The sequence below is a fragment of the Enterobacter asburiae genome, assembly GCF_007035645.1.
In the GTDB taxonomy this organism is placed as follows: domain Bacteria; phylum Pseudomonadota; class Gammaproteobacteria; order Enterobacterales; family Enterobacteriaceae; genus Enterobacter; species Enterobacter asburiae_B.
Genome location: NZ_AP019632.1, coordinates 2,661,053 through 2,686,937, shown reverse-complemented (window position 1 = coordinate 2,686,937; position 25,885 = coordinate 2,661,053). Strand labels below are relative to the sequence as shown.

Sequence of the window (25,885 nt, the reverse complement as noted above, 5' to 3'; positions counted from 1 at the left end):
GTAAATAACAGTATGATTTTAAATATGAATACTGACGAAAAGTGAGGCGGGGGATATATAAAATAAAACGCTTTTTGAGATCGTTCTTATTCAAAAAATGAAATAAGAAAACATTGCTATGTTATTTGCGGCTTTTTATAATTTGTTACCTTTCTCTGGACGCCTTGTCATTGATCCTCAAGAAAGATTCCGGGACCGTGTGGTCTCTTTTTTTGTTGTACGGACTCCTTAATAAAATGAAGCTTTTAAAGACAGTGCCCGCTGCACTGATGCTGGCGGGTGGCGTGTTTGCGGCTATGAACGCGACCGCTGATGATACCGTTTTTACTGTCATGGACGATCCTTCCACCGCGAAAAAACCGTTTGAAGGTAACCTGAACGCCGGATACCTGGCACAATCCGGTAACACGAAAAGCTCTTCTCTGACGGCGGACAGTACGCTCACCTGGTACGGTAATACCACCGCCTGGTCTCTGTGGGGTAATGCCAGCAACACTTCCGCTAACGACGAACGTTCTTCCGAGAAGTATGCGGTAGGCGGACGTAGCCGTTACAACATGACCGACTATGACTACCTGTTTGGTCAGGCAAGCTGGTTAACCGACCGGTACAACGGTTATCGCCAGCGCGATGTATTCACCGCCGGTTATGGTCGCCAGTTCCTGAACGGTCCGGTACACAGCTTCCGTTTTGAATTCGGTCCGGGTGTGCGTTATGACGAGTACACCAATGGCGATACCAAAACCCAACCGCTCGGTTACGCTTCCGGTACCTATGCCTGGCAGATGACTGACAACACCAAATTTACCCAGGGTGTTTCTGTATTTGGTGCCGACGATACGACGCTGAACTCTGAGACGGCGCTGAACGTGGCTATCAACGAACACTTTGGCCTGAAAGTCGCCTACAACGTGACCTGGAACTCTTCACCACCAGAATCTGCACCGGATCATACCGACCGCAGAACCACGGTTTCACTGGGTTATAGAATGTAATAAAAGCGGGCCGATGATGATGTCGGCCCGTTTATTGTCTGCGGTCTTTTGACGTCCCTTCTGATGACTTGTCTTCGCCCCTAGCCCCAAATCATTGCCGCCCAACGGAGTAGCAGCATTGCGCCGCAGATGGCAATCAGCACCAGCACCATTTTCCAGTGTTTTACGGCAAATCGTTTAGTTGGCATAACCTAATCCTTGTTGGTTGATATCCCCAGTCTACCAAACAGGGCCGAAATATGCCCCTTCTCAGGAACGATTGGGTTATGCCAGCGTAGGGTTCGGCTCAGAACCAGTGGAATCGTTCGGCGAGAATCAACAATAAACCTGTGGCGGAAAGGATGTTCAATATCACAACCGTTCTACTGGATACGTTCATGGTATGCACCTTTGGGTTTATAGACCTGTTCAAGAGTAGCCCAGCATCTTTGAAATGCGAGCGCAGGGGAGAAGCAACCTGCAAATTCGTGCGAAAGCGCCAGCCCATCAATCTGGCCGCAGAGGGTGCAATCTCCTTGCCGTTAGTGTTAACATTACGTCGCTTGCCGTAAATCCACATTAATCTGAATTCGGCTGGTGAATGATGACGAACCAATTTGACGATTGTTGGTCAGATGGTGTCGTAATCTATTGTCAAATCACGATTATTTTCTTTGTATATGCTCTTATGTGTGGGGCATCACTGCAAATAAGGATATAAAATGCCTGTAATTACTCTTCCTGATGGCAGCCAACGCCATTTCGACCGTGCTGTTAGCCCAATGGATGTTGCCCTGGACATTGGTCCTGGTCTCGCGAAAGCGACTATCGCTGGCCGCGTTAACGGTGAGCTGGTGGATGCTTCCGATCTGATCGAAAACGATGCGACGCTTGCAATCATCACCGCGAAAGACGAAGAAGGTCTGGAGATCATTCGTCACTCCTGCGCGCACCTGTTAGGCCATGCCATCAAACAGCTGTGGCCAAACACCAAAATGGCGATCGGTCCGGTTATCGACAATGGTTTCTACTACGACGTTGACCTTGACCACACCCTGACTCAGGAAGATATCGACGCGCTCGAAAAACGCATGCACGAGCTCGCCGAAACGAACTATGACGTCATCAAGAAGAAAGTCAGCTGGCACGAAGCGCGTGAAACCTTCGTGAAGCGCGGCGAGAGCTACAAGGTCTCTATTCTTGACGAAAACATTTCGCATGATGACAAGCCTGGCTTGTACCATCACGAAGAATACGTCGACATGTGCCGTGGACCTCACGTGCCGAACATGCGCTTCTGTCATCACTTTAAGCTGATGAAGATCGCAGGCGCCTACTGGCGTGGCGACAGCAACAACAAGATGTTGCAGCGTATCTATGGTACCGCGTGGGCCGATAAAAAAGCCCTGAACGCGTACCTGCTGCGCCTGGAAGAGGCGGCGAAGCGTGACCACCGTAAAATCGGTAAGCAGCTTGACCTGTACCACATGCAGGAAGAAGCGCCGGGCATGGTGTTCTGGCATAACGACGGCTGGACTATCTTCCGTGAACTGGAAACTTTCGTACGCTCCAAGCTGAAAGAGTACCAGTATCAGGAAGTGAAAGGCCCGTTCATGATGGACCGTGTGCTGTGGGAAAAAACCGGCCACTGGGACAACTACAAAGATGCGATGTTCACCACCTCGTCTGAGAACCGTGAATACTGCATCAAGCCAATGAACTGCCCGGGCCACGTTCAGATCTTCAACCAGGGTCTGAAGTCCTACCGCGACCTGCCGCTGCGTATGGCGGAGTTCGGTAGCTGCCACCGTAACGAGCCATCAGGTGCGCTGCACGGTCTGATGCGTGTTCGTGGCTTTACTCAGGATGATGCGCATATCTTCTGTACTGAAGATCAGGTCCGTGACGAAGTTAACGCCTGTATTCGTATGGTCTACGATATGTACAGCACCTTTGGCTTCGAGAAGATCGTAGTCAAACTCTCAACGCGTCCGGAAAAACGTATCGGTAGCGATGAGACATGGGATCGCGCAGAAGCGGATCTCGCCGTGGCGCTGGAAGAGAACGGCATTCCGTTCGAATACCAGCTGGGCGAGGGCGCATTCTACGGTCCGAAAATTGAATTTACCCTGTATGACTGCCTCGATCGCGCATGGCAGTGCGGTACTGTACAGCTGGACTTCTCCCTGCCGCAGCGTTTAAGCGCCTCTTATGTTGGCGAAGACAACGAGCGTCAGGTACCGGTAATGATTCACCGTGCAATTCTCGGTTCTCTGGAGCGCTTCATCGGCATCCTGACCGAAGAGTTCGCTGGCTTCTTCCCAACCTGGCTTGCGCCAGTGCAGGTCGTGGTGATGAACATTACCGATTCTCAGGCGGATTACGTTAAAGAATTGACGCAGAAACTACAAAATGCGGGCATTCGCGTAAAAGCAGACTTGAGAAATGAGAAGATTGGCTTTAAAATCCGCGAGCACACTTTACGTCGTGTCCCGTATATGTTGGTCTGTGGTGATAAAGAGGTGGAAGCAGGCAAAGTTGCCGTTCGCACCCGCCGTGGTAAAGACCTGGGCAGCCTGGACGTAAGTGAAGTGATTGAGAAGCTGCAACAAGAGATTCGCAGCCGCAGTCTTCAACAACTGGAGGAATAAGGTATTAAAGGCGGAAAACGAGTTCAAACGGCACGTCCGAATCGTATCAATGGCGAGATTCGCGCCCAGGAAGTTCGCTTAACAGATCTTGAAGGTGAACCACTGGGGATTGTGAGTCTGAGAGAAGCGATCGAAAAAGCTGAAGAAGCTGGAGTAGATTTAGTTGAAATCAGCCCTAACGCCGAACCGCCAGTTTGTCGTATCATGGACTACGGCAAGTTCCTTTATGAAAAGAGTAAGTCTTCTAAGGAACAGAAGAAGAAGCAAAAAGTTATCCAGGTTAAGGAAATCAAATTCCGTCCTGGTACCGACGATGGCGATTATCAGGTAAAACTCCGCAGCCTGATTCGCTTTCTGGAAGATGGCGATAAGGCCAAGATCACACTGCGTTTCCGCGGTCGTGAGATGGCCCACCAACAGATTGGTATGGAAGTGCTTAACCGCGTCCGTGACGATCTGAGTGAACTGGCAGTAGTCGAATCCTTCCCTACGAAGATCGAAGGCCGCCAGATGATCATGGTGCTCGCTCCTAAGAAGAAACAGTAAGGCCTTCAAGCAGCAAAATCTGTGGAGCCTTCGGGTTTCATAGGTTTTGTTCGCCTATGTTTCGTTTATTTAACAATGCGAAGTGGAAGTTATTAAGATGCCAAAAATTAAGACCGTACGCGGTGCTGCTAAGCGCTTCAAAAAAACCGGTGGTGGTGGATTTAAGCGTAAGCACGCAAACCTGCGTCATATTCTGACCAAAAAATCTACTAAGCGTAAACGTCACCTGCGTCCAAAAGGCCTCGTTTCTAAAGGCGATCTGGGTCTGGTTATCGCGTGCCTGCCGTACGCATAAGCCGTTAACGTTTAATTTTTTACTAAGAATATAGATACAGGAGAGCACATATGGCTCGCGTAAAACGTGGTGTAATTGCACGTGCACGTCACAAGAAAATTTTGAAACAAGCTAAAGGCTACTACGGTGCGCGTTCACGCGTATACCGCGTTGCCTTCCAGGCTGTTATCAAAGCAGGTCAGTACGCTTACCGTGACCGTCGTCAGCGTAAGCGTCAGTTCCGTCAACTGTGGATTGCGCGTATCAACGCAGCAGCACGTCAGAACGGTATTTCTTACAGCAAATTCATCAACGGCCTGAAAAAAGCCTCTGTTGAAATCGACCGTAAGATCCTGGCTGACATCGCAGTATTCGACAAAGTAGCGTTCACCGCTCTGGTCGAAAAAGCGAAAGCAGCACTGGCATAAGCCAGTTGAGAGAGGGGGCTTTGCTCCCTCTTTTCATTTAACACCATCAGAAGATTGACATTTATCCGTCCAGGCTTTTCAATAAGGTCTTAACGGTTTTTACCAGACAAGGTAACGCAAGCATGAATGCTGCTATTTTCCGCTTCTTCTTTTACTTTAGCACCTGATTTCAGGAGGCTAGCGCGTGAAAGATGAAACGAAAAACAGCGCCAGATAAGCCTCCCGATGGAGGCTTTTTTTGTGCCTGAATTTGAGAGAATAACTCCACCAAATCGGTGTCTGCACCGACATAATGAGGAAAATCATGTCACATCTCGCAGAGCTGGTTGCCAGTGCAACAGCCGCCATTAATCAGGCCTCAGATGTTGCCGCGTTAGACAATGTCCGCGTCGAATATCTTGGGAAGAAAGGGCACCTGACCCTTCAGATGACAACCCTGCGTGAGCTGCCGGCAGAAGAACGCCCGGCAGCAGGTGCGGTGATTAACGAAGCCAAAGAGCAGGTACAGCAGGCGCTGAACGCGCGTAAAGCCGAGCTGGAAAGCGCGGTGCTGAATGCGCGTCTGGCCGCAGAGACGATCGACGTTTCTCTGCCGGGTCGCCGTATCGAAAACGGTGGTCTGCACCCGGTTACCCGCACCATCGATCGCATTGAAAGTTTCTTCGGTGAGCTCGGCTTTACCGTGGCGACTGGCCCGGAAATCGAAGATGATTACCACAACTTCGACGCCCTGAACATTCCTGGCCATCATCCGGCACGCGCTGACCACGACACTTTCTGGTTCGACGCTACGCGTCTGCTGCGTACTCAGACCTCCGGCGTTCAGATCCGTACCATGAAGGAGCAGGAGCCGCCAATCCGTATTATCGCGCCGGGCCGCGTCTATCGTAACGACTACGATCAGACCCACACCCCAATGTTCCACCAGATGGAAGGTCTGATTGTTGATAAAAACATCAGCTTCACCAACCTGAAGGGCACGCTGCACGATTTCCTGAACAACTTCTTTGAGGAAGATCTGCAGGTTCGTTTCCGTCCGTCCTACTTCCCGTTCACCGAACCGTCTGCGGAAGTTGACGTGATGGGTAAAAACGGCAAATGGCTGGAAGTGCTGGGCTGCGGCATGGTGCATCCAAACGTGCTGCGCAACGTGGGTATCGATCCGGAAGTTTACTCCGGCTTTGCCTTCGGCATGGGCATGGAGCGTCTGACCATGCTGCGTTACGGCGTGACCGACTTACGTGCATTCTTCGAAAACGATCTGCGTTTCCTCAAACAGTTTAAATAAGGGCAGGACAGAACAATGAAATTCAGTGAACTGTGGTTACGCGAGTGGGTGAACACCACCCTGGACAGCGACGCGCTTTCTAACCAGATCACCATGGCAGGTCTGGAAGTCGACGGCGTTGAGCCGGTTTCCGGTGCCTTCAACGGCGTGGTCGTTGGCGAAGTGGTCGAGTGCGGCCAGCACCCGAATGCTGACAAACTGCGCGTAACAAAAGTAAACGTGGGCGGTGACCGTCTGCTGGATATCGTCTGCGGTGCGCCAAACTGCCGTCAGGGCCTGAAGGTGGCCGTGGCGACCGTCGGTGCGGTGCTGCCGGGTGATTTCAAAATTAAAGCGGCTAAGCTGCGCGGCGAGCCGTCTGAAGGCATGCTGTGCTCCTTCTCCGAGCTGGGTATTTCCGACGATCACAACGGCATTATTGAGCTGCCGCTGGATGCGCCAATCGGCACCGATATCCGTGAATACCTGAAGCTTGATGACAACACTATCGAAATCAGCGTCACGCCAAACCGTGCCGACTGCTTAGGTATCATCGGCGTGGCGCGCGACGTGGCCGTGCTGAACCAGACTGAGCTGAACGCGCCGGAAATCGCGCCGGTTGAAGCGACCATCAGTGACGTGCTGCCTATCCAGGTTGACGCTGCGGATGCTTGCCCGCGCTACCTCGGTCGCGTGGTGAAAGGCATCAACGTGAAAGCGCCAACTCCGCTGTGGATGAAAGAGAAGCTGCGCCGCTGCGGTATTCGCTCTATCGACGCCGTGGTCGACGTGACCAACTACGTTCTGCTGGAGCTGGGCCAGCCAATGCACGCGTTCGATAAAGACCGTATCGACGGCGGCATCGTTGTGCGCATGGCGAAAGAGGGCGAAACCCTGGTTCTGCTCGACGGCAGCGAAGCGAAACTGAACGCCGACACCCTGGTGATTGCTGACCACAGCAAAGCGCTGGCAATGGGCGGTATCTTCGGGGGCGAGCACTCGGGCGTCAACGACGAGACGCAAAACGTCCTGCTGGAATGCGCGTTCTTCAGCCCGCTCTCCATCACCGGTCGCGCACGCCGCCACGGCCTGCATACCGATGCCTCTCACCGCTACGAGCGCGGCGTTGACCCGGCACTGCAGTACAAAGCGATGGAACGTGCGACCCGCCTGCTGATCGACATCTGCGGCGGTGAAGCGGGCCCGGTTATCGACGTCACCAACGAAGCGGCCCTGCCGAAGCGTGCGACCATCACCCTGCGCCGCAGCAAGCTGGATCGCCTGATTGGTCACCACGTTGCCGATGCGCAGGTAACCGACATCCTGAAACGTCTGGGCTGTGAAGTAACCGAAGGCCAGGACGAATGGAAAGCCGTTGCGCCATCATGGCGTTTCGACATGGAAATTGAAGAAGATCTGGTGGAAGAAGTGGCCCGCGTTTACGGCTACAACAACATCCCTGACGAGCCTGTCCAGGCAGGTCTGGTGATGGGCACCCACCGCGAAGCCGACCTGTCCCTGAAGCGCGTGAAAACCATGCTGAACGACAAAGGCTACCAGGAAGTGATCACCTACAGCTTCGTTGATCCAAAGCTGCAGCAGCTGATCCACCCGGGTCAGGAGGAGCTGATCCTGCCAAGCCCAATTTCCAGCGAAATGTCCGCGATGCGTCTGTCTCTGTGGACGGGCCTGCTGGGCACTGTCGTTTATAACCAGAATCGCCAGCAAAACCGCGTGCGAATTTTCGAAAGCGGTTTGCGCTTTGTACCGGATAATCAGGCAAATTTAGGCATCCGTCAGGATCTCATGCTGGCTGGCGCCATCAGCGGCAACCGCTATGAAGAGCACTGGGACCTGGCAAAAGGCACGGTTGATTTCTACGATATGAAGGGCGATCTGGAAGCGATTCTGGATCTGACCGGTAAATTATCTGAAATTGAATTCCGCGCAGAAGCTATCCCGGCTCTGCATCCGGGCCAGAGCGCAGCTATCTATTTAGACGGCAAACGCGTTGGTTTTATTGGGGTTGTTCACCCTGAGCTGGAGCGTAAGCTGGATCTGAACGGCCGTACCATCGTGTTCGAGCTGGAATGGAACCCGGTGGCTGACCGTGTTATTCCTCAGGCTCAGGACGTCTCCCGCTTCCCGGCAAACCGCCGTGATATCGCGGTTGTGGTCGCGGAAAATGTGCCTGCAGCAGATATTTTGGCCGAATGTAAGAAAGTTGGCGTAAATCAGGTAGTTGGCGTAAACTTATTTGACGTGTACCGCGGCAAGGGCGTAGCAGAAGGTTTCAAGAGCCTCGCTATTAGCCTTATCCTTCAGGATACCAGCCGTACACTCGAAGAAGAGGAGATTGCCGCTACCGTCGCCAAATGTGTAGAGGCATTAAAAGAGCGATTCCAGGCATCATTGAGGGATTGAACCTATGGCGCTTACAAAAGCTGAAATGTCAGAATATCTGTTTGATAAGCTTGGGCTTAGCAAACGGGATGCCAAAGAGCTGGTAGAGCTGTTTTTCGAAGAGATCCGTCGTGCTCTGGAAAATGGTGAGCAGGTAAAACTCTCCGGTTTTGGCAATTTTGATTTGCGAGACAAAAACCAACGTCCGGGCCGCAACCCGAAGACGGGGGAAGATATTCCCATTACAGCCCGCCGCGTGGTGACCTTCAGACCCGGCCAGAAGTTGAAAAGCCGTGTCGAAAACGCAACGCCCAAAGCAGAGTAATATGAACTAACTAAAAAGGCCGCCCACGCGGCCTTTTTTCTTTGCGCTCTCCGGCAAACCCGCCGTAAAATCAATTACATCTCTCGCTACTAAAACCGTACACATGCTTGATTATGCCCATCGCCAGCACCGTTCCGATAAGCGTCACCTGCTTTTGCTGGTGCTGTTGCTCATTGTCGCCGCGGGCGTGAGCCTCTGCGCGGGCGACAGATGGATCGGGCCTGAAAGCTGGTGGGGGCCTGACGGGCAGCTCTTCGTCTGGCAAATTCGCCTGCCGCGCACCGTCGCGGTGGTTCTGGTCGGCGCCGCGCTGGCGCTGTGCGGCACCATAATGCAGGCGTTGTTTGATAACCCTCTGGCGGAGCCCGGGCTGCTCGGCGTGTCAAACGGCGCAGGCGTAGGCCTGATTGCGGCGGTGATGCTGGGTGGGGGAGAACTCTCCGGATGGAGTATTAGCCTGAGCGCTATCCTCGGCGCGCTGCTAATCACCGCGATCCTTCTTCGTTTCGCCAGACGGCACTTATCGACCAGCCGCCTGCTGCTTGCCGGCGTGGCGCTGGGGATCATTTGTAGCGCGCTGATGACCTGGGCGGTCTACTTCTCAACATCCTTTGACTTGCGTCAGCTGATGTACTGGATGATGGGCGGCTTTGGCGGCGTTGACTGGCACCAGGGCTGGCTGATGGCGCTGCTGGTACCGGTTATCGTGTGGGCTGCCCTGCAGGCGCAGCCGCTGAATATGCTCGCGCTGGGTGAAACCTCTGCCCGCCAGCTCGGCATGCCGATTGGGTTCTGGCGTAATGTGCTGGTGATCGTCATTGGCTGGCTGGTCGGCGTCAGCGTGGCTCTGGCGGGCGCGATCGGTTTTATCGGGCTGGTTATTCCGCATATGCTGCGTCTGTGTGGCCTCACGGACCATCGGACCCTGCTTCCGGCCTCGGCGGTTGCCGGGGCCGTCACGCTGCTGGTGGCTGATATCATCGCCCGGCTTGCCCTGACGGCCGCAGAGCTGCCGATTGGCGTGGTGACCGCCACGCTGGGCGCGCCGGTATTTATCTGGCTACTATTAAAAGCTGGACGTTAATTCAACAAGCCGTAAGACAACCTGAGGGAATGCTATGCAGTCAGATATCCTGAATACTGAAGTGACCACCATTGATGGCGATAACACCACGCTGGAAGGCTACAAAGGCAACGTGCTGCTTATCGTCAACGTGGCATCCAAATGTGGCCTGACGCCGCAGTACGAACAGCTGGAGAACATTCAGAAGGCCTGGGAGAAAGACGGTTTCACCGTACTGGGCTTCCCGTGCAACCAGTTCCTGGGCCAGGAGCCGGGCAGCGAAGAGGAGATTAAAACCTTCTGCAGCACCACCTATGGCGTGACGTTCCCGATGTTCAGCAAAATCGATGTCAACGGCGAAGACCGCCATCCTCTGTATGCGAAGCTGATCGCTGCCGCGCCGAAGGCCGTTGCGCCGGAAGGAAGCGGTTTTTATGAACGCATGGCCAGCAAAGGCCGCGCGCCGCTTTACCCGGACGATATCCTGTGGAATTTTGAAAAATTCCTGATTGGCCGCGACGGCCAGGTCGTTCAGCGTTTTTCGCCGGACATGACCCCTGAAGATCCGATCGTCATGGAATCGATCAAGCTGGCGCTGGCGAAATAATGTCGTTGCTGATGCAGCTCACGGACGTTGCCGAGAGGGGACGTCTGGAACCGATAACCGGTACCATCAATGCGGGAGAAATCCTGCATCTTGTCGGGCCAAACGGTGCAGGGAAGAGCACGCTGCTGGCACGGATGGCAGGCATGACCGACGGAGAAGGGCAGATAACGCTGCTGGAGCATACGCTCGCCGACTGGTCACCGGTCTCGCTGGCGCACCGGCGCAGTTACCTCGTGCAGCAGCAGGTGCCGCCCTTTGCGATGCCGGTCTGGCACTATCTGATGCTGCATTTGCACGACAAACAACAGACGGCACTGCTGACGGACGTGGCCGCAGCCCTGGGGCTGGAAGATAAACTGTCCCGGCATGCCAGCCAGCTTTCCGGCGGAGAGTGGCAGCGGGTGCGTCTGGCGGCGGTCATTCTTCAGATCCACCCGGCAGGTAATCCTCACGGGCGAATGCTGCTTCTCGATGAACCCATGAGCGGTCTGGACGTGGCGCAGCAGGCGGCACTGGATACGCTGTTAAGCGCCCTGAGCCGAAAAGGTATCGCCGTGGTGATGAGCAGTCATGACCTCAACCACACCCTGCGTCATGCCCACCGGGTGTGGCTGCTGTCGCAGGGAAAGATGATCGCCAGCGGCGCGCGGGATCGGGTTCTTACGCCGCCCCATCTTGCCCGCGCGTACAACATGTCGTTCCGCAGGCTGGATATTGAGGGACATAAGATGCTGATTTCTACCGGGCAGACGTAACCGTTTCTTGCCTCTTAGCACAATTGCACGCTAAATTACGAAAAGAACAAAAAAAGCAGAGGATTCGTCTGAAAATGCGATTCTGGTTTCTCCTGATGGCCGCACTTTTTCTTGCGGGATGCAGTAGCCATCGTGCGCCGCCGCCTAACCCACGGCTTTCAGATTCGATCACCGTCATTGCCAGCCTCAACGATCAGCTGAGCAACTGGCGCGGCACGCCTTATCGCTACGGCGGAATGAGCCGCGGCGGCGTAGATTGTTCCGGCTTCGTTCTGATGACGTTCCGCGATAAGTTTGATTTACAGCTTCCGCGCGAAACGCGCAAGCAGGCCGAAATTGGCACTGAAATTGATAAAGACGATCTTCTCCCCGGGGACCTGGTTTTCTTCAAAACCGGATCGGGTGAAAGCGGTCTTCATGTGGGGATATATGATACAGACAATCAGTTCATTCACGCCTCGACAAGCCGCGGGGTGATGCGCTCTTCTCTTGATAATGTTTACTGGCGTAAAAATTTCTGGCAGGCACGACGTATATAGTCTTTGTCAGACACTTCTCTTATGACGGCATGGTATCTAATAAATCATGCCGTTTTTTCTCAAATAAGATGCTTAAAGTTAAATTTATCTAAAATTAGCGAATCCTGCATGTGTCTGTTTTATCTAAAACTGGCTATTATTCGGCAACCAGGATAAAATTATTTTAGATTCAGGGATAAATCTGAAAATAAATACGGAACTAATGAAATTAATCTTATTAAAATCAAGACAGTGGAATTGTGTCGGCAATTGCTCCAGGATGTCCTCTCTCATCTTTAATGCGGAGCGAGTGCAATGATTATTACGCTAGATAATGCTTACCAGTCTGAACTGCTGCTTCTGCCTGCTCGTAATAGCGCAGGGGAGCTTAAAGGTTTAGAGGTTCTGGTTAACTTTACTGGCGTCGGCAGCGATGTGCGGATCCCCACTGAGCTCGTTATCCCTCGGCTTTCAGCAGCTGAAGAGTTAGTGCTGTTTAACGAAAAATTGCAATTGCTTGATACCTGTAAACTGTTTTTTATTCAGCATCAGTTAATTGCATGGATCAATATTACACCTGCAATAGTTGAATTTTTATTAAGTAATGGAAACGCTGTTTCAATCCTTGAGCGTTACCCGTTTCTTGAGTTTACTGTTAATGAGAATTATCCAGGTTTAAATAACGGAAAGGACGATCTGCAGCTGGCGAGAATGGCAATCCATTTCCCGTTGGTCCTGGCAAACTTTGGCGCAGGTGCCGCATCGCTCAAAGCGGTCTATGATGGATTATTTAAACGGGTTATTCTCGACAAAGGCTTCATTCAGCAGCGTGCCCCGGAGCTCTCTTTTGAGCCCTTTATGCGCGCCATCCTCTGGCAAATCACGCCGCACTGCCAGTCAGTGATCGTCTCGGGCATTGACGACCACGGCCTGTTGCAACGCGTTTTGTCCTTCAATTTTGGCGCCATGCAGGGCGCACTCTGGCCAGCCGTCTCTGCGGAGCACGTTACATCGCTGGTTCAGCAGCGATAACCCTTGTTTTCGCCCGTGTTTAAGTCCGGGTAAACCCTCTACACTAAAAGCAGGAGGACTTATGACCCTGTCTTTTACTGCTCACTGGCATGACGAGTTGCCTGGCTTTTACACCGCACTCAAACCAACACCGTTACAAAATTCACGCCTTATCTGGCATAACGATTCGCTTGCAGAAGAGCTGGCCATTCCGCCTGAGCTGTTTCAGCTTTCAGAGGGCGCTGGCGTCTGGGGCGGTGAAACGCTTCTCGCCGGGATGCAACCTCTGGCTCAGGTCTATAGCGGACATCAGTTTGGCGTCTGGGCGGGGCAGTTGGGCGACGGCAGGGGGATCCTGCTCGGCGAACAACGGCTTCCCAACGGGGGAACGGTTGACTGGCACCTGAAAGGGGCAGGCCTTACTCCCTATTCGCGAATGGGCGACGGGCGCGCGGTGCTGCGTTCAACGATTCGCGAGTGCCTGGCGTCCGAAGCGATGCATGCCCTGGGTATTCCCACTACGCGCGCGCTGTCGATTATCACCAGCGATACGCCGGTAGCGCGCGAAACGGTGGAAAAAGGGGCAATGCTGATGCGTATTGCGCAAAGCCATTTGCGCTTCGGCCATTTCGAGCACTTTTACTATCGCCGCGAGCCGGACAAGGTTCGCCAGCTGGCTGATTTTGCCATTCGTCACCACTGGGCGCATTTGCAGAACGAGGCGGATAAATACGTTCTCTGGTTCAGGGATGTGGTTGCCCGTACCGCAAGCCTGATTGCCCGCTGGCAAACGGTGGGCTTTGCGCATGGCGTCATGAATACGGACAACATGTCGATCCTGGGGCTGACCTTTGATTACGGTCCGTTTGGTTTCCTGGACGATTATCAGCCTGGCTATATCTGCAACCACTCCGACTATCAGGGACGTTACAGCTTTGATAATCAGCCAGCGGTTGGCCTGTGGAACCTGCAGCGGCTTGCGCAAACCCTGTCGCCGTTCATCGACGTAGATGCCCTCAATGATGCGCTCGACAGCTATCAGGACATATTGCTGCGAGAATATGGCACGCTGATGCGCAACAAGCTGGGGCTGATGACGCAGGAGAGGGGCGATAACGACATTCTCAACGGTCTGTTTGCCCTGATGGCGCGCGAGGGCAGCGATTATACCCGTACCTTCCGGATGCTGAGCCAGACGGAGCAGCACAGTGCGGCCTCACCGCTGCGCGACGAGTTTATTGACAGACAGGCGTTTGACGACTGGTTTGCCACTTACCGCGCGCGGCTGCAGCAGGAGCAGGTAGATGACGCTGTCCGACAGACGCAGATGAACGCGACGAATCCAGCGATGGTGTTGCGCAACTGGCTGGCGCAGCGGGCGATTGAGCAGGCAGAGCAGGGTGAATACGACGAACTACACCGTTTGCATCTGGCGCTGCGCACGCCGTTTGCCGACCGGGATGATGACTACGTCAGCCGCCCGCCTGACTGGGGCAAGCGGCTGGAGGTCAGCTGCTCAAGCTAGCGATTTTGCCGGGTGGCGGCGTCGCCTTACCCGGCAAAAATTACTGCGCAACCCAGCCGCCATCCATATTCCACGCGGCGCCGCGAACGTTCACGGCGCCATCGCTGCACAAAAACAGCGCCAGTTCACCCAGCTGCTCCGGGGTAACAAACTCGCCCGAAGGCTGTTTCTCCGCGAGAAGCCGATCGCGAGCCAGCTCCGGCGGGACGCCTTCAGCGATGCGCTGGTCGATTTGCTGTTGCACCAGCGGCGTCAGTACCCAGCCGGGGCAGATGGTGTTGGCGGTAATACCGGTGCGGGCAGTTTCCAGCGCCAGCGATTTCGTAAAGCCCACTACGCCATGCTTGGCGGCCACGTAGGCTGACTTCTCTTTTGACGCGACCAGCCCGTGAACGGAGGCGATATTGATGATGCGCCCCCAGTTTTTCTCGCGCATGGCTGGCAGCGCCAGCCGGCTGGTGTGAAATACCGAGGAGAGATTAATGGCGATAATGTCGTTCCATTTCTCCACCGGAAACGCATCAACCGGGGCGACATGCTGTATCCCGGCGTTGTTGACAAGAATGTCCACGCCGCCAAACTGCGATTCGGCGTAGCGCATCATGGCTTCAATTTGCAGCACGTCACGCAGGTCCGCATCGTGATAGCCCGGCTTTTTGCCCAGTTGCGCAATCTCTTCTCTTGCTGATTCGCTGTCGCCGAAACCGTTGAGGATCAGCTGCGCTCCGGCCTTCGCCAGCACGCGGGCGATCCCAAGTCCAATGCCGCTGGTCGAGCCCGTCACCAGCGCGGTCTTACCGTTCAGATTCATCTTTCTCTCCTTACACAATGCCGGTCAGATAGAACACGGCAATGACAAAAAGCACTGCCAGACTTTTAATGAGGGTGATAGCGAAAATGCCGCCGTAGGCCTGACGATGGCTCAGGCCGGTAATCGCCAGCAGGGTAATCACCGCGCCGTTATGGGGAAGGGTATCCATCCCCCCGCTCGCCATCGAGGCCACGCGGTGCAGCACCTCAAGCGGGATATTGGCGGCGTGGGCGGCGGCGATAAACGAGTCTGACATGGCGGCGAGGGCAATGCTCATCCCGCCGGACGCCGAGCCGGTGATCCCCGCAAGCACCGTCACGCTGATGGCCTCATTCAGCAGCGGATTCGGGATGGCCGCCAGCGCTTTGGATAACACCAGGAACCCGGGCAGGGCGGCGATCACCGCGCCGAAACCGTATTCCGAGGCGGTATTCATCGCCGCCAGAATGGCACCGCTCACCGCGGTCCGGCTGCCTTCAGCCAGACGACCCCGAATATTGCGAAAGCCAAAAATCAGCACCAGCACGATACCGGAGATCAGCGCAGCCTCGACGGCCCAGATGGCGGTGATCTTGCCCACCTCGGTCACAATCGGTTTCGCCAGGCCGGGCAGAGTAAGCTCGTGGGTCGTGCCGTACCAGCCGGGGATCCAGCGGGTAAACAGCAGGTTCAGTATGCCCACCACAAGCAGCGGGGAGATAGCAATAAGCGGGTGCGGAAGGTTAATGTTATCCGGCGTCTCGGGTTCATTTTTCAGATCCGTGCCGTAGCCCTCGTTGTTATTGAACGCCTTACGACGCTGGCGCTCCAGCCAGAGCAGGCCAAAAACGATAATAAACAGAGAGCCGATAAGCCCCAGCCACGGCGCGGCCCAGGCGTTTGTGCCAAAGAAGCTGGTGGGGATGATATTCTGGATCTGCGGCGTGCCGGGCAGGGCGTCCATGGTAAACGAAAACGCCCCCAGCGCCACGGTGGCCGGGATCAGCCGCTTGGGGATGCCGCTCTGGCGGAACAGTTCCGCGGCAAAAGGGTAAACCGCAAACGCCACCACGAACAGCGACACGCCGCCGTAGGTTAACAGCGCGCACACCAGGACGATCACCGGAATGGCGTGGCGACGACCGAGGATCTGAATCGCGGCCGCGACGATAGATCGTGAGAAACCGGAAAGCTCAATCAGCTTGCCGAAAACGGCCCCCAGCAGGAACACAGGGAAGTAGAGCTTGACGAAGCCCACCATCTTTTCCATAAACAGGCCGGTAAACGTCGGGCCGACGGCACCCGGATCGGTCAGCAGCACGGCGCCGAGCGCCGCAATCGGCGCAAACAAAATAACGCTGTATCCGCGATAGGCCGCCAGCATCAGCAGCGCCAGCGCCGCCAGGGCAATTAACACGCTCATTACGACTCCTCACTTTAATTATTATTCGGGTATCAACGAGATGCTTAACGCTCGACGGTCAGAGCAATGCCTTGCCCGCCGCCCACGCACAGGGTGACGAGCCCTTTTTTGACGTCACGGCGCTGCATTTCGTACAGCAGCGTCACGAGGATGCGGCAGCCGGAGGCGCCAATCGGATGACCCAGGGCGATAGCGCCGCCGTTAACGTTCACCCTGCGCTCATCCCAGCCGAGCTGCTTGCCTACCGCCAGCGCCTGGGCGGCAAAGGCTTCATTGGCTTCAATGAGATCCACGTCATCGAGCGTCCAGCCCGCCCGCGCCAGCGCCGTCCGGCAGGCGCTGACCGGACCGATGCCCATTACCGACGGGTCAACGCCCGTCACGGCGTAGCTCACGATGCGACCGAGGATCGGCAAACCGCTCTCCCGCGCCTTTTCGCCGCTCATCAGCAGCACCGCGGCGGCACCGTCGTTGAGCGTCGACGCATTTCCGGCCGTGACCGTGCCTTCCGCCTGCAAAAAGGCGGGGCGCAGCTGCGCCAGCTGCTCAGCGGTGGTGCCTGGCCGGGGCTGTTCGTCACGGCGGACGATAAGCGGCGGTTTTTTGCCCTGTTTCACCGTCACCGGCGCTATCTCGGCGTCAAAGCTACCCGCTTCGATGGCGGAGGCCGCTTTGTGCTGCGACCGGGCAGCGAAGGCGTCCTGCTGCTCGCGGGAAATGGCATTCTCCCGGGCGACGTTTTCAGCGGTAATCCCCATGTGGTAATCGTTGAACGCGTCCCACAGGCCGTCGGTAATCATGCTGTCCTGCAGGCCCGTATGGCCAAAACGGAGCCCTGCACGCGCGCCGTCCAGCAGATAGGGAGCGTTGCTCATGCTCTCCTGACCGCCAGCGATAGCCATGTCCGCGTCGCCGCAGCGGATCGCCTGCGCGGCGAGCTGCACCGCTTTTAGGCCCGCGCCGCAGACCAGGTTGACCGTTGTCGCCGGCGTGCTGACGGGTAATCCGGCGGCGATGGCCGTCTGACGCGCGGGGTTTTGCCCGCATCCCGCCGTCAGCACCTGTCCGAAAATCAGTTCATCTACCTGTTCTTCGCGAAGATCGCTGTTCTCCAGCAGGTGCCGCACCGCTACGGCCCCTAGCTCAACCGCTGAAAGGGACGATAGCGAGCCGCGAAAACTGCCTATGGGGGTCCGCGTTGCCCCGACAATCATGACTTCTTTCATCGTGAGTCCTCAGTTGAAGCGCATCTCGCGAACGTCGTCCGCCACAATCATTTTCCCGGCTGTCTTAGCCGCAATTTCGTCGATACTGACGCCGGGAGCGTATTCCCGCAGGATGAACGCGCCGTCCTCGATCTCCAGCAAAGCGAGGTCGGTGAGGACCCGACGGATACAGCCCGCGCCCGTGAGCGGCAGCGTGCAGCGCGGCAGCAGCTTTGATTCACCGTTTTTCGACGCGTGGGTCATCACCACAATGATGTTCTGCGCCCCGGCCACGAGATCCATCGCGCCGCCCATGCCCTTGACCATCTTTCCGGGGATCATCCACGAGGCGATATTGCCCTCGACGTCCACTTCAAACGCGCCCAGCACGGTCAGATCCACATGACCGCCGCGGATCATGGCAAACGACTGGGCCGAGTCGAAAATGGCCGCGCCGGTGCGCGCGGTTACGGTCTGTTTACCGGCGTTGATCATGTCGGCGTCAAGGCTCTGCTCGTCAGGAAAAGCCCCCATCCCCAGCAGTCCGTTTTCCGACTGGAGCATCACGTCCATTCCGTCCGGAATGTAGTTCGCCACCAGGGTAGGGATGCCGATCCCCAGGTTGACGTAATACCCGTCGCGCAGCTCGCGGGCGACGCGCATGGCCATCTGTTCACGGGTTAACATCGTCAAACTCCTTCCGCGCGCAGGGTGCGCTGTTCAATGCGTTTTTCAAACTGGCCGACAATCAGCCTGTCGACGTAAATTCCCGGGGTATGAATGGCCGACGGGGGCAGCTCGCCCGGTGCAACAATCTCTTCCACCTCAACGACCGTTATCCGGCCCGCCGTTGCCATCAGCGGATTAAAATTTTGCGCGGTATGCCGATAGACAACGTTGCCGTACCAGTCCGCTTTCCAGCCCTTAATGAGCGCGAAATCGCCGGTAATGGCCTCTTCAAGGATGTAGTGCTTCCCCGAAAACTGGCGCACGTCTTTGCCGGCAGCCACGGGCGTGCCGTAGCCGGTGGCCGTGTAAAATGCCGGAATACCCGCGCCGCCCGCGCGCACCTTTTCCGCCAGCGTGCCCTGAGGCGTGAGTTCAATCTCCAGTTCGCCGCTCAGCACCTGCCGCTCGAACAGGGCGTTCTCGCCGACGTAAGAGGCCACCACTTTGCGAACCTGCCGCGTTTCGAGCAGTATCCCGAGACCGAAACCGTCCACGCCGCAGTTGTTTGATACCACCGTCAGATCTTTCACCTGACGGCGTCTGACCTCTGCAATCAGGTTCTCCGGAATCCCGCACAGGCCGAAGCCGCCCGCCAGCAAGGTCATTCCGTCCGTCAGCCCTTCCAGCGCCTGCGCATAGCTGCCGACGCGCTTGTCCAGTCCAGCCATAGTCATCCCTCCCGTTATCCGTGCCGGTATCATTAGGGGCGGCGACTCATTTGTTAATTTTGAATTTGTGACCCACTCATTTGGTTTTTTTATTAATTTACTGTTAACTAAATTTTTTCAATTAGTTAACAGGATGAAAAATGAGAATGAGTGTCAAACAGTTACGCGCGTTTTTAGCGGTAGCTCACACTCTCAATTTCGCGCACGCCAGCGAACGGCTGAATCTTTCCCAGCCGGCCCTGAGCCTGACGATTAAAGCGCTGGAGGATGCGCTCGGCGGACCGCTGCTGCAGCGGAGCACGCGCAAGGTCGCGCTGACGCAGGAGGGAGAGACGTTTTTGCCGATGGCGCGCCAGCTGCTTGCCGACTGGGATAACGTCGAAGAGGCGATGCACCAGTGCTTTACCCTGCAGCGCGGTAAAATTTCGGTTGCGGCCATGCCATCGTTTGCCGCGAATGTCCTGCCCGAGGTGCTAAAAGCGTTTCGCGATCGCCATGCCGGGATCAACGTCACCGTGCATGATGTCATTAACGAGCAGGTGATAGAGATGGTGCGGGAAGGGCGGGTCGAGATGGGGATCGCCTTTGAGCCCGCGCCAACGCACAACCTGCTGTTTACCCCGCTGGGCCTCGACAGGTTTGTGGCCATTGTGCCGAAAGATTCCTCGCTGGCAGGCAAGAAGCGCCTGTCATGGGAAGAGCTGCTGACGCTGGATTTCATCACCCTGCAGCGCCCTTCGGCGGTACGTCTGATGATGGAGGAGGAGCTGGCGCGAAGCGGCAGAAAGCTGGACGTGGCGCTGGAGAGTCATCAGCTGGTGACGGTCGGGAGAATGGTCGCGAGCGGGCTGGGAGGCAGCGCCGTTCCGGCGCTCTGCGAGGCGCAGATGACGGCGCTGGGCGCGGTCTGTATTCCGCTGGATAACCCGCCGATAGAAAAGTGCATTGGAGCGATCCATCCAGGGCACACGCAGCTCTCTAAAGCGGCGCATGCCCTGCTGGAAACGCTGAAAGATTTTTACCAGCCCAATCAGGGGGCGAGAAACACCTGCGGCGCGGCGTGAGCCGGATGCCTGCCGACGATAACCTGCGCGCCGTACCAGCGCGCCAGCGCGTCGGCCTGCAAAACGGTTTCCGGTGCTCCCTGGGACACGATTCTGCCGTCATGCAGCAGCAGGATGCGGTCCGCCCACAGCGCCGCCAGATTAAGGTCGTGCAGCACCGCGCAAACGTGCAGATGACCCCGACGGGTCAGGGATTTCAGCAGGCGCAGCAGATGCTGCTGGTGATAGAGATCCATTGCAGACGTGGGTTCATCAAGGAACAGCCAGCCGCGCGGCGCGCCGTCGCACCAAAGCTGAGCCAGCGCGCGGGCGAGCTGGATGCGCTGCTGCTCGCCGCCGGAGAGTGCGGCAAACTGCCTGCCCGCCAGCGGTAAACAGCCGGTGACGGCCATGACCTCCTCAATAACCGTCGCTTCAGGCGTGCGGGTCCAGGGCGCTCGCCCCATACCGACGACCGCCTCAACCGGCCAGTCAAATCCGAGCTGCGTGTTCTGGCGCATTACCGCCCGGTAGCGGGAAAGCCTGTTCGGCTGCCAGGCCGCAAGCGGTGTGCCCGCCAGGCTGCACCGTCCGCCCGCAGGTTTAAGGTAGCCGGTCAGCAGCCGCAACAGCGTTGATTTCCCGGCGCCGTTGGGGCCAATCAGCGCCACCAGCTCGCCCTGAGATAAGGTCAGCGACACGTCGTCAATCAGCGTGCGTTGTCCGGCGCGAAAAACAAGGTTTTCAGCACAATAGCGTTCAGCCATGCGCACCTCCGCGACGAAAGATAAGCCACAGAAACCACGGCGCGCCGAGAAGGCTGGTCAGTAAGCCGACCGGCATTTCCGCCGGTGCGACCAGGCTGCGCGCCAGCGTATCGGCAACCAGCAGAAGCAACGCGCCGGCCAGCACCGAGCCGGGGAGCACGGCCCGGTGGTCGGCTCCCAGCCACATGCGCACCAGGTGCGGCACCACCAGGCCGACAAAGCCGATCACGCCGCTGACCGCAACGGCGGCGGCCACCAGCAGGGCGCTGCACAACAGCAGGATCCGCTGCACGGCGGCAACCTCCACGCCGAGGTAATGTGCCTCTTCGTCGCCCAGCTGCAGCAGGTTGAGGGCGCCTGCCAGACGCCAGATCGCGAGCACGGTGGGAACCATCAGCGACGCGACGGCCAGCAGCGTTGACCACTGCGCCTGGCCGAGGCTGCCCATTCCCCAGAGCGAAAGCTGGCGAAGCTGGGAATCATTGCTGAGCCATGACAGCACCCCGACGGCCGCGCCGCACAGGGCGTTGATAGCAATTCCCACCAGCAGCAGGCGCGACAGGGAAGCGTCACGCTGTCGGCTGAGCAGGAAAATCACGAAGGTGGCGGCCAGCGCGCCGAGAAACGCCGCCAGCATTGGGGCATACAGCATCACCAGTGCAGGCAGCGAGAGCGGAAGAACCACCCACAGCGCAACGGCGAGCGCCGCGCCGCTGCTGATGCCGAGCAGTCCCGGGTCCGCCAGCGGATTTCGAAACAGCCCCTGCATCACGCAACCCGCCAGCGCCAGTGAACCGCCGATCGCCAGCGCCAGCAGCACGCGAGGCAGGCGGATTGTCAGCCAGATTTGACGCAGCGCCTCGTCGGTCCCGTTCCACAGCAGGCTGATCGGCAGGTGTAATGCCCCAACCCCGGTCGCTGCGAGCGTCATGATGGTCAGGATCGCGGTCAGCATCCATAACGATAAGGCGATCCGCCGGGACATCAGGGCAGCAGCTCCGCTTTGGCACGCAGCTGCTGGATGGCTTCCGGCGTTCGCACGCTGAAGCCCAGCAGCGCCATATCGTCAATCGCCAGCACCTGCTTGTTCCGTCCCGCCGGGGTTTGCGCCAGGCCGGGCAGCGTCCACAGATTTGCTTCACCGCCCAGGGCGTTGAGACCGTCCTGAGAAATCACCACCAGATCGGGTTGGCTGGCTATCGTGCCTTCCTGAGAAAGCGGCTGATAGCGGGTAAACCCCTGCATCGCGTTCTGCAGCCCCGCCGCACGAATGGCAGCATCCGCGCCGGTCTGTTGTCCGGCGGCCATGGCGGTCATCCCGCCGTGGTTGAGAATAAACAGTACCCGCTTATTGAGCGGCGACGCGGGAAGCGCCGACAGTGCCTGGCGCAGCGTGCTGCGCAGGACCTCCCCCTCGACCTCGCGGTGCGTCGCTTCAGCGACGATCCGCACCTTTTCGTCAATGACGTTCAGGTCGTTACTGGCAGGAACAGCGATCACCCTGACGTGGCTTTGCTCAACCTGCTTTAGCGCCAGAGACGGCTGCGCCTGAGCGCTGGCCAGCACCAGCGTGGGGCGCATGGATAAGATCCCTTCCGCATTGAGCTGGCGCAGATAGCCCACGTCAGGCAGCGAATTCGCCGCCTGCGGCCACTGGCTGGTGCTGTCGCGGGCCACCAGCGAGGGCGCCGCGCCGAGAGCGTAGACAATCTCGGTGACGTCGCCGCCGAGGGTAACGATTTTCTCCTGCGGCGCCGCAGACGCCAGCAGGGGCAGGGCGCTAAGCAGGGCAAGCCACCGTTTCATGCGGCCAGCCCTTTCGCCGTTAAGGCGTCAATCTGGCTGCGCCACTGGCTCTGCTCCGGTTCGCCTTCCGTACGCTGGCCGTACAGCTGGGCGATTTGCGTTCCGTCGGCGGCAAACAGCTCCAGGCTGGTGACATGCCCGTCAGCCGTCGGCTTGCGCGTGACCCACGTTTCCGCAATGGATCCTTCAAGCAGATGCAGGGTAAAGCTTGGGTTAAAGACGTTCAGCCAGCCTTTCATTGGCACCAGCTTTTCCACCGCGCCGGTGAAGATCTGCACGCAGCCGCGGTTGCCGACGAAGACCATGATTTCGTTACCGTCCCGACGTGCCGTCTCCAGGAGCTGCGCCAGCGCGGTGTTTTCTACCCGGCAGGCCAGATCGTCACCCACCAGGCGAAACGCCTGCTGGCGGCTGAGGTTATGGCGCTTGAGCAGGCTGAAGAACTGATGAACGTCGGTCATGGCGCGCCACTCGTTATCCACGAGAGCGGCATTTGCGTTTTCTGCATGAGCCGGAGCATCGGCTATCCTCAACGCCAGCGGCGGGTTGTCGGCAAAGATAAAGCGGGTCAGCACGTCGCCCCAGGCGGAAACGTCGGTGTTGTCCGTGGCGTAGACCTTCAGCAGGACATCGCCCTGGTGATCGAAGAACTGAATGCTCTGCCGCTCGCCGCGTGCGGTGGCTTCACTGATGTGAAACACGCTCGACCACTGGTTGAGGAACAGGCGCAGATCCAGCGCGCGCGGGTTCAGCACCAGCCCGGCGTGGCCGTTCAGGTGCTGGTTGGTAAATCTCCCGACCTGCTCGTGTACGGCGTATTCGTTGCGGCAGATACATTTGGTTTCGCCCACCGCCTCCAGCGCGCCCAGGATCTCGCGGATTTCACCGCGCAGTCGCCAGGCGTCGTGACCTACGCGGGCAAAGGTCAGCTCTGCTTCACTGATGTTCATTAACCCCGCGACGTCGCGCGCGTACATACCCGGATTGGCTTCTTTTAGCTCAAGCCAGCGCGTGTAGTGATTCATTGTCTCTTCCTTCTGAATAGTTGCCCCGAAGGGAATTACCACTGATAGCTTACGAAAATCTTGCCGTTACGACCGTCCTGCGGAATGCCCTGAGGTGACCAGTACGCTTTGTCAAAGGCGTTGCCCAGCACCAGCGTGGTGGTCACGCCTTTGAGCCGCTCCTGGCCTTTGTAGCTCACGTAGAAATCGTTGACCGCATAGCCCGGCTGCTTGCTGTAGCTGCTGCTGATATGCGTTGAGCGATCGACAAAAGTACCGATCCAGCCGACGGAGAACCCGCTTTGCGCCACCGGGATATCCAGCTTGCTGGTGACGGTGTCCGGGTTAATGCTGGAGATGTACTCGCCCGTATCGGTGTCTTTCCCGCGCGTGCGGTTGTAGGCCAGATCGAGGCTGAAGAGATCGGCCGAGTATTTTGCCATCATATCCCAACCCCAGATTTTGGCGTTCGGAACGTTGTACGACATGGTGGTCGCGGCGGCAAAATCGACGGTGGTGGAGATATAGTCTTTGGCTTTGGTGTCGAAATAGCTGGCTTTAAACTCCAGCGCATCGTTGGCAAGCATCAGATTGTCAAAGCGCAGGCCAAAACCAAACTCCTGCGTTTCGTTGGTTTCCGGGCGCAGGTTCGGGTTTGGCACCCAGTAGTTGGTATAGAAGCGGCCAATGGAGAAGTGTTTGGCGTCGTTATACATTTCGCCCATGGTCGGCGCGCGGAAGGCCTGCGCGTAAGAGCCAAACAGCATCAGCCAGTCGGTTGGGCTGATGGTTAACCCGGCGCGGGATGACCACTTGTCTGCATCCACATCTTTGTAGCCGTCGCTGCTGCCGCGGTAGCTGTCATAGCGCGTGCCGCCCAGCAGGGTAACAGGCAGATCGCGCAGGGTGATCTCATCCTGCAGCCAGCCGGAGCTGAAGTCGATTTTCGCGTCCGGGAAGCCGGTGGTTGCCCCGCCCGGATGCTGCTCCTGACGATAGTATTCCCCGCCGTAGGTCAGAAGGTGTGCTGCAAAGGTGTCGCTGAACAGACGGGTGCGGTTTTCCACCTTGCCGCCTTTGGTGGTCTGCTTGCGGAACTCACCGCTACCGTCGACGTTTTGGGCATTAATGCGCGCTTCGGACCAGTAGACCTTCGCGTCGGCGTCCAGCCAGTCGTACCCTTCCGGTGAAATGTGGTAGCCAACCTGCGCATCGCGCTGGATGGTGGAGCGGTCGGTCATCGGGTTACTGCTGTCCGCCCCGGTGGTTTGCGGGTTTTTCGGCTCCTGAGCGGCGTTGTTGTAGTAGCGCAGGGAGCCGCTCAGGGTCTGGGCGGGGTCGATTTTCCAGCTGCCTTTCGCCAGCATGTTGTTGATGGATTCGTCGTTAGGCGCGGTAGCACCGTCGCTCTGGCGGACATCACCGCGATCCCGGCTGGACCAGGAGACCAGACCGTCAAGCGTATCGGTGCGGCCGTAGGCGCTGGCCCCCATCCCGAGGCTATGATCGCCCGTTGCGCCCGTTCCAAACACGCGGTAGCCGCTGTTTTTACCCGGTTCGAGCAGATCGTTGGCATCGGCGGTGTCATAGGAGATCACGCCGCCCAGCGCGCCGCTGCCGTACAGCAGGGCCGACGGGCCGCGGACCACCTCGATACGTTTGATTAGCGCGGGATCGAGAAAGGTGCTGTTCAGGTGACCGGTGTCGGTGCCCTGACGCACGCCGTCAACCAGCACCAGCACGCCGCGACGGTCATAGCCGCGCAGGTTGACGTCCTGCCCGTTAGTGCGCCCAGTGCCGTCCAGCGTCAGACCGGGGACGTTACGCAGCAGGTCGGCCGCCGAGCTTGCGGTTTGTTTCTCCGGCGCGCTGGCGTCAATTACGCTTACCATCATGGGCGCTTCAAAGGTGCTGCGGGCGTTGCCCGTGGCGGTGACGGTAATGTCGTCTGTGGCGGCGAACGCGACGCCCGGTAGGGTACTGGCAATCGCCAGCGCCAGAAGTGACGGACGTAAAGATGCGGAAGGCAGGTGTGGCATAGCAACTCTCCATAAGAAGTGAAAAGCGCTGGCTGCCTGGGGATAACCTGGGTGGCTGGCGTAT

At 57.3% G+C, this 25,885-nt stretch carries 28 protein-coding genes and 1 other annotated feature; of the genes, 16 read left to right on the top strand and 12 right to left on the bottom strand.

Features of this window, described 5'->3' with window-relative positions:
* Positions 1–236 precede the first annotated feature (236 nt).
* The gene (locus tag FOY96_RS12775) at positions 237–995 is read left to right on the top strand and encodes a DUF481 domain-containing protein (RefSeq protein ID WP_033145273.1); all 759 of its coding nucleotides are present in this window, start codon (positions 237–239) and stop codon (positions 993–995) included.
* A gap of 80 nt (positions 996–1,075) precedes the next feature.
* On the opposite strand, the gene yniD is transcribed toward FOY96_RS12775, so the two are convergent.
* Both yniD and yncL read right to left on the bottom strand, forming a co-directional pair.
* Complete coding sequence (gene yniD / locus FOY96_RS12770) at positions 1,076–1,183, bottom strand: small membrane protein YniD (protein ID WP_008500658.1); 108 nt, start codon at positions 1,181–1,183, stop codon at positions 1,076–1,078.
* A 98-nt stretch (positions 1,184–1,281) separates the two neighbouring features.
* Positions 1,282–1,374, bottom strand: a complete 93-nt coding sequence (gene yncL / locus FOY96_RS12765) for a stress response membrane protein YncL (RefSeq protein WP_021241082.1) — start codon at positions 1,372–1,374, stop codon at positions 1,282–1,284.
* 322 nt (positions 1,375–1,696) lie between these two features.
* Between yncL and thrS the strand changes: the two genes are divergently transcribed.
* From thrS to selO, 14 genes are all read left to right on the top strand, one after another.
* Complete coding sequence (thrS, locus tag FOY96_RS12760) at positions 1,697–3,625, top strand: threonine--tRNA ligase (protein ID WP_008500657.1); 1,929 nt, start codon at positions 1,697–1,699, stop codon at positions 3,623–3,625.
* 3 nt (positions 3,626–3,628) lie between these two features.
* Positions 3,629–4,171, top strand: coding sequence for a translation initiation factor IF-3 (gene infC / locus FOY96_RS12755; protein ID WP_014069901.1), 543 nt, complete (start codon positions 3,629–3,631; stop codon positions 4,169–4,171).
* Between the two features lie 97 nt (positions 4,172–4,268).
* Positions 4,269–4,466: a 50S ribosomal protein L35 gene (gene rpmI / locus FOY96_RS12750; RefSeq protein WP_003030583.1), complete on the top strand. Its 198-nt coding sequence runs from the start codon at positions 4,269–4,271 to the stop codon at positions 4,464–4,466.
* A gap of 50 nt (positions 4,467–4,516) precedes the next feature.
* Positions 4,517–4,873: a 50S ribosomal protein L20 gene (gene rplT, locus FOY96_RS12745; RefSeq protein ID WP_000124850.1), complete on the top strand. Its 357-nt coding sequence runs from the start codon at positions 4,517–4,519 to the stop codon at positions 4,871–4,873.
* Between the two features lie 117 nt (positions 4,874–4,990).
* Positions 4,991–5,115: a sequence feature (Phe leader region), on the top strand.
* Entirely contained in the window at positions 4,996–5,040 is a 45-nt protein-coding gene (gene pheM / locus FOY96_RS22980; RefSeq protein ID WP_001386830.1) for a pheST operon leader peptide PheM, read from the top strand. (Overlaps the previous feature by 45 nt.)
* Before the next feature lie 62 nt (positions 5,116–5,177).
* A complete protein-coding gene (gene pheS / locus FOY96_RS12735) occupies positions 5,178–6,161 on the top strand; it encodes a phenylalanine--tRNA ligase subunit alpha (protein WP_003857809.1) in 984 nt (327 codons plus the stop codon).
* A 15-nt stretch (positions 6,162–6,176) separates the two neighbouring features.
* A complete protein-coding gene (gene pheT, locus FOY96_RS12730; protein ID WP_143347197.1) occupies positions 6,177–8,564 on the top strand; it encodes a phenylalanine--tRNA ligase subunit beta in 2,388 nt (795 codons plus the stop codon).
* Between the two features lie 4 nt (positions 8,565–8,568).
* On the top strand, positions 8,569–8,868 hold the full coding sequence (ihfA, locus tag FOY96_RS12725) for an integration host factor subunit alpha (RefSeq protein ID WP_003857805.1): 300 nt from the start codon (positions 8,569–8,571) through the stop codon (positions 8,866–8,868).
* Positions 8,869–8,971: 103 nt separating this feature from the next.
* Positions 8,972–9,952, top strand: a complete 981-nt coding sequence (gene btuC / locus FOY96_RS12720) for a vitamin B12 ABC transporter permease BtuC (protein WP_143347196.1) — start codon at positions 8,972–8,974, stop codon at positions 9,950–9,952.
* A gap of 34 nt (positions 9,953–9,986) precedes the next feature.
* Positions 9,987–10,538, top strand: coding sequence for a glutathione peroxidase (locus FOY96_RS12715; protein WP_023311298.1), 552 nt, complete (start codon positions 9,987–9,989; stop codon positions 10,536–10,538).
* Entirely contained in the window at positions 10,538–11,293 is a 756-nt protein-coding gene (gene btuD / locus FOY96_RS12710) for a vitamin B12 ABC transporter ATP-binding protein BtuD (protein ID WP_143347195.1), read from the top strand. The genes FOY96_RS12715 and btuD overlap by 1 nt, the downstream gene beginning before the upstream one ends.
* Before the next feature lie 74 nt (positions 11,294–11,367).
* Positions 11,368–11,832, top strand: a complete 465-nt coding sequence (locus FOY96_RS12705) for an NlpC/P60 family protein (RefSeq protein ID WP_008500650.1) — start codon at positions 11,368–11,370, stop codon at positions 11,830–11,832.
* Between the two features lie 294 nt (positions 11,833–12,126).
* Entirely contained in the window at positions 12,127–12,843 is a 717-nt protein-coding gene (locus tag FOY96_RS12700; protein WP_032657851.1) for an EAL domain-containing protein, read from the top strand.
* A 61-nt stretch (positions 12,844–12,904) separates the two neighbouring features.
* On the top strand, positions 12,905–14,347 hold the full coding sequence (gene selO, locus FOY96_RS12695; protein WP_143347194.1) for a protein adenylyltransferase SelO: 1,443 nt from the start codon (positions 12,905–12,907) through the stop codon (positions 14,345–14,347).
* 40 nt (positions 14,348–14,387) lie between these two features.
* Here the strand turns inward: selO and FOY96_RS12690 are convergent, their stop codons facing one another.
* From FOY96_RS12690 to FOY96_RS12670, 5 genes are read right to left on the bottom strand one after another with little or no spacing between them, the layout of a single operon-like run.
* Positions 14,388–15,158, bottom strand: a complete 771-nt coding sequence (locus FOY96_RS12690) for a 3-hydroxybutyrate dehydrogenase (RefSeq protein ID WP_143347193.1) — start codon at positions 15,156–15,158, stop codon at positions 14,388–14,390.
* A gap of 10 nt (positions 15,159–15,168) precedes the next feature.
* Positions 15,169–16,560, bottom strand: coding sequence for a GntP family permease (locus FOY96_RS12685; RefSeq protein WP_048979470.1), 1,392 nt, complete (start codon positions 16,558–16,560; stop codon positions 15,169–15,171).
* Between the two features lie 44 nt (positions 16,561–16,604).
* The gene (locus FOY96_RS12680; protein ID WP_143347192.1) at positions 16,605–17,786 is read right to left on the bottom strand and encodes an acetyl-CoA C-acetyltransferase; all 1,182 of its coding nucleotides are present in this window, start codon (positions 17,784–17,786) and stop codon (positions 16,605–16,607) included.
* 9 nt (positions 17,787–17,795) lie between these two features.
* Positions 17,796–18,452 (bottom strand): CoA transferase subunit B, encoded by a 657-nt coding sequence (locus tag FOY96_RS12675; protein WP_143347191.1) that lies wholly within the window; start codon positions 18,450–18,452, stop codon positions 17,796–17,798.
* Positions 18,453–18,454: 2 nt separating this feature from the next.
* Entirely contained in the window at positions 18,455–19,162 is a 708-nt protein-coding gene (locus tag FOY96_RS12670) for a CoA transferase subunit A (RefSeq protein WP_033145285.1), read from the bottom strand.
* A 140-nt stretch (positions 19,163–19,302) separates the two neighbouring features.
* Here FOY96_RS12670 and FOY96_RS12665 point away from each other — a divergent pair, with 140 nt between their 5' ends.
* On the top strand, positions 19,303–20,226 hold the full coding sequence (locus tag FOY96_RS12665; protein WP_033145286.1) for a LysR family transcriptional regulator: 924 nt from the start codon (positions 19,303–19,305) through the stop codon (positions 20,224–20,226).
* Here the strand turns inward: FOY96_RS12665 and FOY96_RS12660 are convergent.
* From FOY96_RS12660 to FOY96_RS12640, 5 genes are read right to left on the bottom strand one after another with little or no spacing between them, the layout of a single operon-like run.
* Positions 20,193–20,972 carry a heme ABC transporter ATP-binding protein gene (locus tag FOY96_RS12660; protein WP_033145287.1) on the bottom strand — a complete coding sequence of 260 codons (780 nt, stop codon included), beginning with the start codon at positions 20,970–20,972 and terminating at the stop codon, positions 20,193–20,195. The genes FOY96_RS12665 and FOY96_RS12660 overlap by 34 nt on opposite strands.
* The gene (locus tag FOY96_RS12655; RefSeq protein WP_143347190.1) at positions 20,965–21,957 is read right to left on the bottom strand and encodes a FecCD family ABC transporter permease; all 993 of its coding nucleotides are present in this window, start codon (positions 21,955–21,957) and stop codon (positions 20,965–20,967) included. The genes FOY96_RS12660 and FOY96_RS12655 overlap by 8 nt, the downstream gene beginning before the upstream one ends.
* Positions 21,957–22,778 (bottom strand): heme/hemin ABC transporter substrate-binding protein, encoded by an 822-nt coding sequence (locus FOY96_RS12650; RefSeq protein WP_033145289.1) that lies wholly within the window; start codon positions 22,776–22,778, stop codon positions 21,957–21,959. Before FOY96_RS12650 ends, FOY96_RS12655 begins: the two co-directional genes overlap by 1 nt.
* Positions 22,775–23,803, bottom strand: a complete 1,029-nt coding sequence (locus FOY96_RS12645; protein WP_143347189.1) for a hemin-degrading factor — start codon at positions 23,801–23,803, stop codon at positions 22,775–22,777. Before FOY96_RS12645 ends, FOY96_RS12650 begins: the two co-directional genes overlap by 4 nt.
* A 35-nt stretch (positions 23,804–23,838) precedes the next feature.
* Positions 23,839–25,821: a TonB-dependent hemoglobin/transferrin/lactoferrin family receptor gene (locus tag FOY96_RS12640; protein WP_143347188.1), complete on the bottom strand. Its 1,983-nt coding sequence runs from the start codon at positions 25,819–25,821 to the stop codon at positions 23,839–23,841.
* Positions 25,822–25,885 lie beyond the last annotated feature (64 nt).